Origin of the sequence: Variovorax paradoxus EPS, from assembly GCF_000184745.1 — a bacterium.
In the GTDB taxonomy this organism is placed as follows: Bacteria; Pseudomonadota; Gammaproteobacteria; order Burkholderiales; family Burkholderiaceae_C; genus Variovorax; species Variovorax paradoxus_C.
This window is the reverse complement of record NC_014931.1, coordinates 629672-642906: the sequence shown is the minus strand read 5'-3', so window position 1 is coordinate 642906 and position 13235 is coordinate 629672. Positions and strand designations below refer to the sequence as shown.

Annotated in this window: 7 protein-coding genes; all 7 read right to left on the bottom strand. The window is 67.3% G+C overall.

The genetic code is table 11. The features are described 5' to 3' along the window. Positions 1 to 8 precede the first annotated feature (8 nt). On the bottom strand, positions 9 to 2387 hold the full coding sequence (locus VARPA_RS02855; RefSeq protein WP_013539040.1) for a type VI secretion system Vgr family protein: 2379 nt from the start codon (positions 2385 to 2387) through the stop codon (positions 9 to 11). An 87-nt stretch (positions 2388 to 2474) separates the two neighbouring features. Next, complete coding sequence (locus VARPA_RS02850; RefSeq protein ID WP_013539039.1) at positions 2475 to 2870, bottom strand: DUF4150 domain-containing protein; 396 nt, start codon at positions 2868 to 2870, stop codon at positions 2475 to 2477. A 13-nt stretch (positions 2871 to 2883) separates the two neighbouring features. Further along, on the bottom strand, positions 2884 to 3528 hold the full coding sequence (locus VARPA_RS02845) for a DUF3540 domain-containing protein (RefSeq protein ID WP_013539038.1): 645 nt from the start codon (positions 3526 to 3528) through the stop codon (positions 2884 to 2886). Between the two features lie 32 nt (positions 3529 to 3560). Then, the gene (locus tag VARPA_RS02840) at positions 3561 to 4619 is read right to left on the bottom strand and encodes a pentapeptide repeat-containing protein (protein ID WP_013539037.1); all 1059 of its coding nucleotides are present in this window, start codon (positions 4617 to 4619) and stop codon (positions 3561 to 3563) included. Positions 4620 to 4680: 61 nt separating this feature from the next. After that, on the bottom strand, positions 4681 to 7278 hold the full coding sequence (locus tag VARPA_RS02835; protein WP_013539036.1) for a DUF2169 family type VI secretion system accessory protein: 2598 nt from the start codon (positions 7276 to 7278) through the stop codon (positions 4681 to 4683). 14 nt (positions 7279 to 7292) lie between these two features. Beyond that, positions 7293 to 10334 (bottom strand): type VI secretion system Vgr family protein, encoded by a 3042-nt coding sequence (locus VARPA_RS31870; RefSeq protein ID WP_013539035.1) that lies wholly within the window; start codon positions 10332 to 10334, stop codon positions 7293 to 7295. A gap of 51 nt (positions 10335 to 10385) precedes the next feature. After that, entirely contained in the window at positions 10386 to 13166 is a 2781-nt protein-coding gene (gene tssH / locus VARPA_RS02825) for a type VI secretion system ATPase TssH (RefSeq protein WP_013539034.1), read from the bottom strand. Positions 13167 to 13235 lie beyond the last annotated feature (69 nt).

The window sequence follows — 13235 nt, the reverse complement described above, 5'->3', positions numbered from 1 at the left end:
GATGGTGTTCAGTTCTGCAAAATCTTCGAGCCCTTCATCACGATGTCGCTGCTCGCCTTCGCATTGATCTTTCCCGAGGCGTCGATCGTGATGTCCTTGCCCTTGATGACGATGGTCCCGTCCTTCTTCATCGTGATGCTCGCGCTGCCGGTCGTGATCGAGATCGAGTCGCCCGCGCTGATGACGAGGTTCTTGCCGACCGTGAGCGAATCGTCCTTCCCCACGCTGGTGGTGCGCCCCTCGCCCACGCTGCGCGATTCGTTCTTTCCCACGGTGGTGGAGAGGTTCGCCCCCACATTCACCGACCGGTTCGCCCCGATGCTGCTCGACTGGTTCGCGCCGACGTTGATCGTCTGGCTCGCCCCCACCGTCACCGCCTGCATCGCGCCGACGGTGATCTCCTGCGCCGCGCCCACGGTGATGGTCTCGTTGATCCCCACCGTGTGCGTGCGCTGCAGCGCCACCGTCGCCGTCTCGCTCGCCCCCACGGTGATCGAGCGGTTCTGCCCGATGGAGATCGTCTCGTTCAGGTCCACCGTCTCCGTGCGGTTCATGTGGACGGTGATGGTCTCGTTCTTGTCCACGGTTTCCGTGCGCTGGCCATGCACGGTGATGGTCTCGTTGTTGTCGACCGTCTCGGTGCGGTCGTGCTTGACGTGCGTGGTCTCGTCGTGGTCGATGGTCTTGGTGCGGTCGTGACCCACCCAGTGCGTCTCGTCGTTCTCGACCTCGATGTCCTGGTTCTTCTCGGCGTGCAGGTACACCTGCTCCGAGCCCTTCTTGTCCTCGAAGCGGAACTCGTTGCAGTTCGAGGCGCTGCCCTTGGGCGTGGAGCGCGTGCGAAAGCCGCTCTGCGTGTGCGAGCCGAAGGGAATCGGCTGGTCGTCGTTGTAGACGCGGCCCACGATGATCGGCCGGTCGGGGTCGCCGTTCAGGAAGTCGACGATCACCTCCTGCCCGATGCGCGGAATGAAATATCCGCCCCAGCCCTTGCCCGCCCACGGCTGCGACACGCGGACCCAGCAGGTGGATTTTTCGTCGCTCTTGTCGTAGCGGTCCCAGTGAAAGTGCACCTTCACGCGGCCGAAGTCGTCGGCATGGATCTCCTCGCCGGCCGGCCCCACCACGATGGCCGATTGCGGCCCCGGCATTACCACGCGGGGCGTGAGGCGCGGCGGACGGAACGGCACGTCGATCGGCAACGCGGTGATGAGAAAAGCGCTCGTGCCCTGCGCATCGGTGCGCAGCGCGGGGGCACTGGCGATCAGCGCTTCGAGCGCGGGCCGCGCCTCGGCATTCACCGCATCGTCGTCGAGCGCTTCGCGCAGCGCCTGCTCGATGGGCATGCGCGGCGTGCTGTGGGGAATGCTCTCGTAGCCCGGATGGCTCGCCGCGAAGGTGCAGGCCGCGATGACGTAATCGCCGTCGCGCGCGCCGTCGGGGTCGCCTTCGAAGGTGAAGCTGCGCCCCGCGGTCACGTCGGGCCAGGTGGTGAGCGCCCAGTGGCGCTGGCGGCGCGCGACGATCTCTTCGCCGCGCAGCTTGCCCTTGTCGTCCGCGTCGCCGCCCGAGAAGTACCCGCCCGCGAACTCGAAGGCCTCGAACTCGGCCAACTCGTGCTTGTCGGGCGCGCCGCCCGCGGCCTCCAGCTTCTTCTTGATCGACTTGAAGTTGCTGTCCCGCGATGCGTAGGTGCCGGTGTCGAACTGGCGCGCGCTCACCCAGCGCGAGATCTCGTTGTGCCTCGCCTCGGTGGTGTCGCTCGCCACGTGGCGCAGCGTGCCCTCGACGGGCAGCTTGTCGTGCGCGATGTCGCTTGCGTCCGACAGGTGCATGGTGCCCGGCGCGTCGTGCGCGTCGAACCAGTAATAGATACCTTCGTCTTCCAACAGGCGCGATAGAAACTGGTAGTCGCTCTCCTGGTGCTGCACGCAATAGCGCCGCGGATTGTGGGAGCCGATCACGTTGCTGGTCTGCGTCTTCTTGAAGCGCTTGATCGGGCTGTCTTCGAACACCGCGTCGAGCACTTCGAGCACCTTCTTGTCCTGCAGGATGCGCGAGTTGATGCGCTTGCAGAGCAGCCAGAACCACGAGCGCAGCCCGATGCGGTATTCGAAATGCCGCCCCACGTGGCCCGTGCGCTCGAAGCGCACCGCATGGCCCTGGCAGTGGCGCTCGTGCACGCCGCCGTCCTTGTCCTGGAACTCGATGACCACGTCGAACGCCCGGCCCAGGATGTCCTTGGCGTCGAGCGCGCGGTTCTTCGAGAGCACGGTGAGTTCGTAGGTCGACGGGCGCGCGAGCGCCTCGTGGCCGACGATGCGCCAGAACATCAGTTCGCCGTTGGCGGGCGAATCGCTTTCGATACGGAACTCGTGATCAGCCATATGTTTCGTCTCAAGGCCTGCTCGCCCATCCTTTCCGGTCTTTGGCTCTCTCCCACAGGCCTTGCGACCTGTCGTCGTGGTTGCGCCTCAGGGCGCCAGCAGCAGCACATTGGTCTGGCTTGGCACCACGCGAACACCGGGACAGTTGGTGCTGTTCTGCAGGCTCGAGCTGCTCAGGCGCGTCGCGGGCATGCCGTTGAGCAGCACGGTGAAGGCGCCCGTCAAATGCCGGCTCGGTCCCATCACGGTGCCCGAAGCCACGCCCAGCAAGACGCCGGCGTTGTCGCCATTGGTCATGGGAATGGTCGTTCCGAGGTTGTGGGCCGGCCCGGCCATGATCAGGATCGTCGGGCAGTTGGGGATCGCCGTGGCACCCATGGCGATGTTCGGGTACGGCACCGGTATGGGGGACGGCGCGGCAGGCGTCATGCACACGTCCGGAAAGCCGGTGTCGGTGCCCATCATCTGGCAGTTGGCAAACATGGTGCTGCGCTCCTCAGCCGAAATGGATCTGTGCGCCGCGCGTCTTCACCAGCTTGCTGCCGTTGGCCAGCACATGTTCTGCCTGCATGCGCAGCAGCTGCTCGGCCTCGCACTCGATGTGGATCGCGCTGACGCGGTCGGTGCCCTTCGTCGTGCGCTGGTACTGGCGGCTGAAGTGGGTCACCCGGTCCATCACGCTGGTGAGGACCGAGCCCACGATCTTCACCGTGGTGGCCACGGCGCGCAGCTGCCGGCCGATGAGTTCGGCCACCCCGACCGTCAGCACCGCATGCTCCGCCACCACATCGAGTCGCTCGCTGCGGAGGCAGAGGGTGGTGGCCTTGATCTCCAGTGCGCCGTCGCACTGCAGCACGGCCGGCGTGTCGGCCGCGCGCTGCAGCACCGCGAGCACCCAGACCTCCTGCGGACCGGTTCGCACGCAGGCCACCTGGTCGCCGGGCGCCGGCAGCAGCAGGCAACTGGCGGCGCGGCGCACCTCGAACGATTGCTCGCCGTCGTGCACCCGCAAGGCTGCATCGCTGCACACCTCGACGTGGGCATTCCAGCAGGCCGGCGAGGCGGCCGTCTGCGAGCGTGCGGCGGCGGGACGGCGGCCCCGATGGGTGGCGACGGCAGCGTGCGAAGCAACGGTGTTCATGAGAGTTCCTTGAAGTCTTGTCGGGGCGGATTTCATGCAGAGACGGCGGGGGGGCGCCACTGCTCGGCCTGTGCACGCTCGGGGTCGGTCTCCAGCGCGCGTGCGCGGTCGCTCATCTGCGCGTTCTCGGTGTGGGCGCCATGCAGGCGGGTGCGAAACAGGACCGCGTCGCGCAGGTCGGCATCGGGCAGGCGGGCGTGGCTGAGGTCGGCATAGCTGAGCTCGGCGCCCGACATGCGCGCACGCGTGAGGTCGGCGCCGGCAAAGTGCGTCTGCCAGAGGTCCGCGCCGGTGAAGTCGCTGCCTGGGAGGACCGCGCCGGTAAACAGCGACTGGCGCAGCCGGGCCCCGGAGAAATCCACGTTCTCGCCCTGCGCCTCGCAGAACAGCGCCATCGGGGCGGTCACGCCCGCGAAACGGGCGCCGTCGAGCTGGGCGCCCTGGAAGTTGCAGCGCGGCAGCGTGTTGCCGCCGAAATCCGCGCCCCGGAGGTCGGCCGCGCCGAACTGGCAGGACTCGAGCGTGAGCCCGGCGAAGGACAGGCCGGCAAGCACGGTCTTGACGAAGATCGTCCGTCGCAGCGACGCACCGCTCCAGCTCAGGTGCGTCAGCGTGCACTCCATGACCGTGGCCTGGTGCCAGTCCGCCGCGTCGGCGCAGACGTCGATCAGGCTGCAGCCGCTGAACAGCGCGGCGTCCAGGTTGGCCTGCGCCAGGTTCGCATGGTCCAGCCGTGTCTTCGTGACCACTGCCATCGACATCCAGGCCTCCCCGCATTGGGCGTGGGCCGCGCCGCATTCGTTGAACGTGGCGGCATGCAGGTTGGCGCGGCGCAGGTCGACGTGGTCCATCTCGCAGCGGTTGAACACCGCGCGCCGCAGATGCGCGCCGGACAGCAGCGCACCGCGCAGATCGCATTCGTCGAACACCGCTTCGCGCAGGTCCGCGTCGCGCAGGTCGGTGCCGGACAGCCGCACCTTGGAGAAGGTCCCGCCAGCCAGCGAACTGCCCGCATAGCGACGGCCCGACAGGTCCAGCCCGCTCAGGGGCTCGCCCAGGGCGACGGCAATGGTCAGGAGTTCCGGGCTCATCGGCGTGGCTCCCGGCCGGCGCCGACAGGCCTGGTGCGCGAATGCCTCTGCATGGGCCGCTTCATGCCGCCGCCTGCTGTTCGGGCGTCAGGCGCGGCCAAGTGCGCGCGCGTGTGAGCAACGCCTGGTCGAAGCGCGTGTCGCCACTGAGCCGCACACGCGCAAGGTCGGCGCCGAAGAGATTGCTCTGCCGCAGATCGGCACCGCGCAGGTCGGCGTGCTGCAGCACTGCGTTGCTGAAGTTGGCCCCCGCCATCCGGGCGTGCGCCAGGTCGGCCTTGCACAGCAGCACGCCCTTGGCAGAGGCCAGGCGCCAGTCGCTGCGAGCCAGCCGCGTGCCGATCAGATTGGCGCCGTCCAGCATGCTGCCCACCAGCGACACCTGGCTCAGATCCATGCCGCCGAAATTGGCGGAACCCATTGCGGCATGGCCGAGGTCTGCGCCGACCAGGCTGCAGCCTTCCACGAACACCACGCCTTCGGCCTGCACCCCGGACGCATGGACGCCGTCGAGCCTGCACTGGACGAAAGTGGCGCGTGCCATGTGCGCCGCGCGCAGATCGCAGCCGCGCAGATCGCACTCGATGAAATTGGCATCGTCCAGCACGGCTTCGGTGAACACCGTGCCGCGCAGGTCCTGCTTGTAGAAGAGCTGCCCGGCCGCCTGGGCGCGCTGCAGGTCGACCCCGCCCCACACCACATCCAACCAGGAGGCTCCTTCCAGGCGGGCGCCGCGCAAGCGCGCGCCTGTCCAGTCGCAGCCGTCGAAGCGGGCGTTGCGGCAGTCGGCATCCTCAAGCACCGCGCTGGCCAGGCGCGCACCTCCGAGGTTGGCGCCGACCAGCGAGGTTTCCACCGCGATCGCACCGCGCAGGTTGGCGTGCGCAAGCACCGCGTGGGACAGGTTGGCGCCCGACAGGTTGGCATTCTCGAAGTTGGCGCTCTCCAGCCAGGCGCCTGTGAAATTCACCCCCCGCAGATCGAGTCCGCTGAAGTCGGCGCCCGTCAGGTCCATGCCGCTGAAATGCTTCAGGCCGGCCGGGACCGCCACCGCCATCTCCGCGCGCAATTGCGCGGCGGCGGCCGGCGCCATGGGTGCCACCGGCGGTTGCAGGTGGGCGCCTGCCAGGTAGCCGGTCACTTCGACCAACTCCTTCTCGAGCAGCGGGCCATAGACGGCAGGTGCGTTGAAACTGCGGTTCGCGCCTTGTGCCGCGCTGCGCAGCCGCTCCACCTCGCGCTCGGCCTTGAAGACGGGCGGGCCGCGGTGCTGCAGCGCCGCGAGGTCAATGCCGCGCTCGGCGGCAAATTCGATCGCCTTTTCCATCTGGATCAGCGTGCCGTTGAGCGCCTCCCACTGCTGACGTTCGGCTTCCTCGATCTTTCGTTCCAGGTACTGCGCCAGTTCATCCGGCGGTGGCTGAGGCTCGCGCTCGGGCATGACGATGCCCAGCGCGTCCGGGTCGCGTCCGGCGGCGCGCGCTTCGTCGCGCGCCAACGCCACATCGATCTGGGCACGCCGGACCTGCGCCTCGGCCTGCAGGCCCTCCATGGCGAATGCCTCGCCAGCCTGCAACGCCGCAGGGTCGCTGGCGTCGAGCCCGGCGGGCAGCAGGTCGCTGTCGCGCAGGCTGTGGACCGCGCCCATGCGCGGGTCTGCGCGCTGGGCGAGCACCCGCAGGTAGTGGGCATCGTCCTTCGCTTCGCCGAGCCGTTCGACCGCCCCCGTGAGGCCGACCACGTCCGAGCCGTCGTCGCTGGCCACCTCCGCGAGGCCGTGAAAGAGCAGCACCAGCCGCTCTGCATGCGGGAAGAACCAGACGGTCGTCGCACGCATCGGCACCTCGCGCAGCTTGGGCTCGCTGCCGGCCACCGCATAGCTGGCGAAGACGCGCGCTCTGAGGCCGGGCAGGCGACCTTCGATGCGCGGCTCGCGTGGATGCAGGTTTTCCAGCACGAAGGGCTCGTCGCCGCGCAACGGCCCGGCCAGCCACTGGTCCGCCGGCGCGAGGTTGAAATAGCGCCAGTCCAGATCGGGTGCGAACCCGGGCGAATGCAGCTTCAGATAGTCGGCGTCATAGGTGCCGCGGTATTGAAGGCGCTGGGGGTGTCCCGGGTCCAGCCGATGCCAGCCCGCAGGCTGCGCGGCATGGTCCGGATGGCGCAACGGATCGTCCGCGCGCTCGATGTTGGGCAGCGGGCGATGGCCGTCGCGCAACTGCCGGCCGACGCCCGCCGGGTTCGTGGGCATGTCCGGTCCGCCATAGGCACGCGCCCAGTCGATGGGCATGCTGTCGAAGGGCTGCGGCGCACTGGCGCGGGTGCCGTCCCAGAAACGCTGGCCGAAGACCAGCAGGGTCTTGCTGGTGCCGCCGAGGCTGGCGCGCACCGCGCACGCTGTCTGTTGCTGCTGCGGGGGCGGAAAGGCCTTGCCGTGCACCAGGAACTCCGGCGTGAGCTTGGCCACGCCTTCGTCGATCAATGGTTCGCCCATCTCCGCGGCAAGAAAGTCCCACATCGACTGCTCGCCCCAGAGCGCCCCCTTTTCGCCCTGCGCGAAAGGCACGTGCAGGGCCGCGGTGATGCAAAGACCGAAGCGCTGCCGGTATTCGATCGGCCTCGTGCTCAGGCCCATGGCCTGCGGCTTGACGACTTGCATACGGCGGTGCTTTCTCAGGGCTCGCCGGAGCCGGACGAGTTCGGACCGTCCGGTTCGGAAGTCGGCCCGTCGGCCTGCGAGGAGTTCGGGCCGGTGTCGGCCGCCGGTGCCTGGGGCGCCGGATTGGCGGGCGACGGTTCCGGTGGCACCGAACCGTCGTCCAGAGGCTTGAGCGCATCCGACTGATCGCCCGCGTCGCTGCTGGCGGCCCGCGTCACCGCCCCGAGGGGACCGCCCACGACCGCACCAGCCGCACCGCCCACCACACCGCCGACCACTGTGCCCACCGGGCCGAAGATGCCCCCCACCCCGCCCACCACCGCCGCGCCGGTGCCGGCGCCAATGGCCGCATCGGTGCCGAAGTGCGAACCAGCCAACGAGCGCCCCTGTTCCAGGCGTGCGTCGGCCACATTGGCCATGCGCTCCAGCCGGCCCTTGAGCCCCGGCACGGACTCGCACGCCGGATCATTGGCTGCCTCGCGCAGTTGCACGGCCGCGTCCTCGTACTGCTTGAAGGTGGCTTTGACGCCGGCCCTCCCGGTATAGATGCCCCAGACAGCGCTCACCGCCGAAAAAGCGGCTGCCAGCTTGTCCACCCGTGGCGAGGCGCTGCCGCCACCGCCTCCGGCGCCCGCCTTGAGGATGTGGAACGGCGCCTCCTTCAGGTCGCCGTTCTTGCGCTCGACCCCGATGGCCGCCACCGAGATGATCTGGATGGCCACCGTGTTCTCTATCTGCATGCCCAGGAAGTTGCTCATGGCCAGGCCGACCGCGTTGTCGGTGCTCATGCCCAGGAAGGTGGACTGCGCCATGCCCAGGTTGGCCTCGGTGTTGTTGCCGATGTAGCCGCTGGTGTTGGCCCCGAGCACGGTGGTGTTGGAGCCGAGCGATGTCTGGTTGATGTCGCCGACCGCCATCATGTTGATGTGCGTGTTGCTCAAGAGGCTGTATTTCTGGAACGCCGCGGTGTAGGGCGCCGCGCCGCCGTCCCAGTTGATCGAATTGGCGCCGGTCACCTTGAACTCGATGTGGCCGGCCTCGAAGGTCATGCGCGCGGCCTTCTGGCTCATGTTGCCGGTCACCGCGATCGTCTGGTTGCCCTTCACGAAGCGGTCCTCGTTGCCGCCCGTGGAGTCGGTGCGCTTGCCCTTGACGTCGATCGTGTGATTGCCCTTGACGAGCAGTGCGTGGTCGGCATCCACATGGGTGGTCTGGTTGCCGACGACGTGGTTGTCCTGGTTCTGGCCGACCGTGAGTTTCTGGAACTGCTGGATGCTCGTGGTGTCGTTGTTCTCCACGGTCAGCTTGCGGTCCCGCACCACCGTGGTGGTCTGGTCGCGTTTGACGGTCACCGACTGGTCGCGGTCCACCTTCGTCGAATCGTCCCGCTCCACGCTGCGGCTCATGTCCAGCTCGGCGTGGATGTTGATGTTCTCCTCGCCCTTCTTGTCCTCGAACATGATCTCGTTGTAGTTCGCGGGACCGCCCCCGGGCGTGGAGCGGGTCTTGAAGCCGCTCTGCGTGGGCGACTTGTAGGGAATGGGCTGGTCGTCGTTGTAGACGCGGCCGACGATCACCGGCCGGTCCGGATCGCCGTTCAGGAAGTCGACGATCACCTCCTGGCCGATGCGCGGAATGAAATACCCGCCCCAGCCCTTGCCGCCCCAGGGCTGCGACACGCGCACCCAGCAGGTCGACTTCTCGTTGCTCTCGTCGTAGCGGTCCCAGTGAAAGTGCACCTTCACGCGGCCGTGGTCGTCCACGTGCAGCTCGTCGCCGGCCGGGCCGACCACGATGGCGGTCTGCGGCCCGGGCATGGTCACGCGCGGCGTGAGGCGCGGCGGCCGGTAGGCGCGCTCCAGCGGGATCGCCGTGATCAAGAATGCGCTGGTGCCCGGCTGCGAGGTGTTGAGCATCGGCGTGCTGGCGATCAGGTCTTCCAGCACCTGCAGCGTGTCGGCGTTCACCGCATCGTCACGCAGCACCTCGGCCATCGCAGTGCGCACGTCCTGCGTCACGGCCATGCTGGCGCCGACGCTTTCGTAGCCCGGATGGCTCGCCATGAAGGTGCAGGCCGCGATCACGTAGTCGCCGTTGCGCGTGCCGTCGGGATCGCCTTCGAACTTGAAGCTGCGCCCGGCCGTCACATCGGGCCAGGTGGTCAGCGCCCAGTGACGGTCGCGGCGCGCGTTGAGTTCGTCGCCGCGCAGCTTGGTGCGGTTCTCGCCGTCGTCGCCCGTGAAATAGCCGCCCGGAAATTCGAACTCCTCGAAGTCGGCCAGCTCATGGTCGTCCTTCACGTCGATGGTGGCGCCCAGCTTCTTCTTGATCGCCTTGAAGTCGCTGTCGCGCGAGGCCTGCTTGCCGGTGTCGAACTGGCGCGAGCTGATCCAGCGCGAGATATCGTTGTGCCGCGCCTCGCTCGCATCGCTGGGCATGTAGCGCAGCGTGCCGTCCACCGGCAGCTTCTCGTGCGCAAGGTCGCTCGCATCCGACAGGTGCATGGTGCCGGGCGCATCGTGCGCATCGAACCAGTAGTAGATGCCCTCGTCCTCCAGCAGGCGCGAGAGGAACTGGTAGTCGTTCTCCTGGTGCTGCACGCAGTAGCGCCGGGGCGTGTGGGTGCCGATGACGTTGCCGGCCTTGGTCTTCTTGAAGCGCTTGATCGGGCTGTCTTCGAACACGGCATCGAGCACCTCCAGGATCTTCTTGTCCTGCAGGATGCGCGAGTTGGTGCGCTTGGTGAGCAGCCAGAACCACGAGCGCAGCGTGATGCGGTATTCGAAATGCCGGCCCACATGCCCCGCGCGCACGAAGCGCACCGCATGGCCCTGGCAATGCCGCTCGTGCTTGCCGCCGTCCTTGTCCTGGAACTCGATGACCACGTCGAACGCCCGGCCCAGGATGTCCTTGGCATCGAGCGCCTTGTTCTTCGAGAGCACCGTGAGCTCGTACGCCGAGGGGCGCGCGAGCGCCTCGTGACCCACGATGCGCCAGAACATCAGGTCGTCCTTGGCGGGTGAATCGGTCTCGATGCGGAACTCGTGGTCGGCCATTTTTTACTCTTGAAGGATGAAGGCGGCTCGGTCTCTTGAAGCTGGAGCAGCTCAGTCGAACGCGTAGGTGAAGTCGGCGTCCTTCACGTCCAGCGCGACGCGGCGGATCTCTCCACCGGAGGCCAGGCGTTGCAGGTACTCGACCGAAATGGTGGGCAGCACCGTGTTGGTCAGGATCGCGTCGATCACGCGGCCGCCCGACTCCGGGTCCTGGCAGCGCGCGACCACCTGCTCGATCACCGCCTCGGTGTATTCGAAGGGCACGCCGTGGTTGGTCTCCACGCGCTTCTTGATGCGGCCCAGCTGCAGCCGCACGATCTTCTTCATCATGTCCGGCGACAGCGGGTAATAGGGAATGGTGACGATGCGGCCCAGCAGCGCGGGCGGGAACACCTTCATGAGCGGCGCCTTCAGCGCATCGGCCAGTGCGTTCGAATCGGGCAGCAGCTCGGGGTCGCGGCACATGCTCATGACGAGCTCGCTGCCGGCGTTGGTGGTGAGCAGGATGATCGTGTTCTTGAAATCGATCATCCGGCCCTCGCCGTCTTCCATCCAGCCCTTGTCGAAGACCTGGAAGAAGATCTCGTGCACGTCGGGATGGGCCTTCTCCACTTCGTCGAGCAGCACCACGCTGTAGGGACGGCGGCGCACCGCCTCGGTCAGGATGCCGCCCTCGCCATAACCGACGTAGCCGGGCGGCGCGCCCTTGAGCGTGGAGACGGTGTGCGCCTCCTGGAACTCGCTCATGTTGATGGTGATGATGTTCTGCTCGCCGCCATAGAGCGCCTCGGCCAGCGCAAGCGCGGTCTCGGTCTTGCCCACGCCCGAGGTGCCGCACAGCATGAAGACGCCGATGGGTTTCTGCGGGTTGTCCAGCCGCGCACGCGAGGTCTGGATGCGGCGCGCGATCATCTCCAGGCCGTGCTTCTGGCCGATGACGCGCTGGTTCAGCGTGTCGGCGAGCTTGAGCACCGCTTCCACTTCGTTCTTGACCATGCGGCCGACCGGGATGCCGGTCCAGTCCGCGACGACCGAGGCCACGGCCTGTTCGTCGACCGAAGGAAGGATGAGCGGCGATTCGCCCTGCACCGCGTGAATCTTGGCCTGCAGCTCGTGCAGTTCGGCAAGCAGCGCGGCGCGGTCGTGCGCGGGGGCAGCGTCCGATCCGCTCGATGCATCTCCATCCGTTCGGGCTGAGCTTGTCGAAGCCGCGCCTGGCACTTCGACAGGCTCAGTGCGAACGGGGGTGGTTGCCGCACCAGCATCTTTGTCCACCGGCTTGTTGCCCGCACGCAATTTGCTGCGCAGCTCCAGCAACCGGTCGACCAGTCCCTTCTCTTCCTGCCAGCGCGCATTCAGCGCTTCGAGCTGCAGTTTCGACTCGACCAGCAGCGCTTCCACCTGCGCCGAGCGCTTCGTCACATCGATGCCGATGGTGGCTTCGCGGCCGATGATTTCCTGCTCGACCGTGAGCCCTTCGATGCGGCGCATGCAGTCTTCCACTTCGGGCGGCGTCGCATGCTGCGACACGGCGACGCGGGCACATGCGGTGTCCAGCAAGCTCACCGCCTTGTCGGGCAACTGGCGCGCGGGAATGTAGCGGTGCGAGAGCTTGACTGCAGCCTCGATGGCCTCGTCGAGCAGCTGCACGCGGTGGTGCTTCTCCAGCACGCTGGCCACGCCGCGCAGCATCAGGATCGCCTTCACCTCGTCGGGCTCGGGCACCTGCACGACCTGGAAGCGGCGGGTGAGCGCCGGGTCTTTTTCGATGTACTTCTTGTACTCGGCCCAGGTGGTCGCGCCGATGGTGCGCAGGTTGCCGCGCGCGAGCGCCGGCTTGAGCAGGTTGGCTGCATCGCCGGTGCCGGCCGCGCCGCCCGCGCCCACGAGCGTGTGGATCTCGTCGATGAACAGGATGATCGGCGTCGGCGAGCTCTGCACCTCGTCGATCACCTGGCGCAGGCGCTGCTCGAACTCGCCTTTCATGCTCGCGCCCGCTTGCAAGAGGCCAATGTCGAGCGTGAGCAGCTTCACGTCCTTCAGTTGCGGCGGCACGTCGCCGCGCGCGAGGCGCTGCGCAAAGCCTTCCACCACCGCCGTCTTGCCGACGCCGGCCTCGCCGGTCAGGAGCGGATTGTTCTGGCGGCGGCGCATGAGGATGTCGACGATCTGGCGGATTTCCTCGTCCCGCCCGGTCACCGGATCCATCTCTCCCTTCTTGGCTTTCTCCGTGAGGTCGACAGCAAATTTTTTCAGCGCATCGCCCTTGCCCATGGCGGCCGGCGCCATCGCGCCCGAGTCTTCGCCGGGGGCGCCGCTGCCCATGCCGGTGCCGTCCTGCGCACGCATCTGAGATTCGGGCGAGGCATCGCACACCTTCGGGAAGTTGTCGGCGAGGTCTTCGACCTTGATCTTCTCGAACTGCTTGGACAGGTTGAAGAGCGGGTTGCGCAGGCTCTGCGTCTTCAACATGCCCACCAGGATGTAGCCGGTGCGCACCTGCGCCTCGCCGAACTGCAGCGTGGCGTAGGTCCATGCCCGTTCGATGGCGTTCTCGATGTGCGGCGAAAAGTCGCTGATCGCGGTGGCGCCGCGGGGCAGGCGGTCGAGCGCGGCCGTCATGTCCTTGGCGATCACCGACACATCGAGGCCGTAGTGCTGGATCACGCGGTGCAGGTCGGAGTCCTGCGCCTGCAGCAGCTGGGCGAACCAGTGCTCCAGTTCCACATACGGATTGCCCCGCATCTTGCAGAACACCGTGGCGCCTTCGATGGCCTTGTAGGCCAGCGAGTTGAGCTTGCCGAAGAGGGCGGTGCGACTGATTTCACTCATGGAAGACTCCGTATCTGTTGAAGACGATTCATATCGGGCAATTTGAAGTTCGGCGGTCCGTGCCCGGCT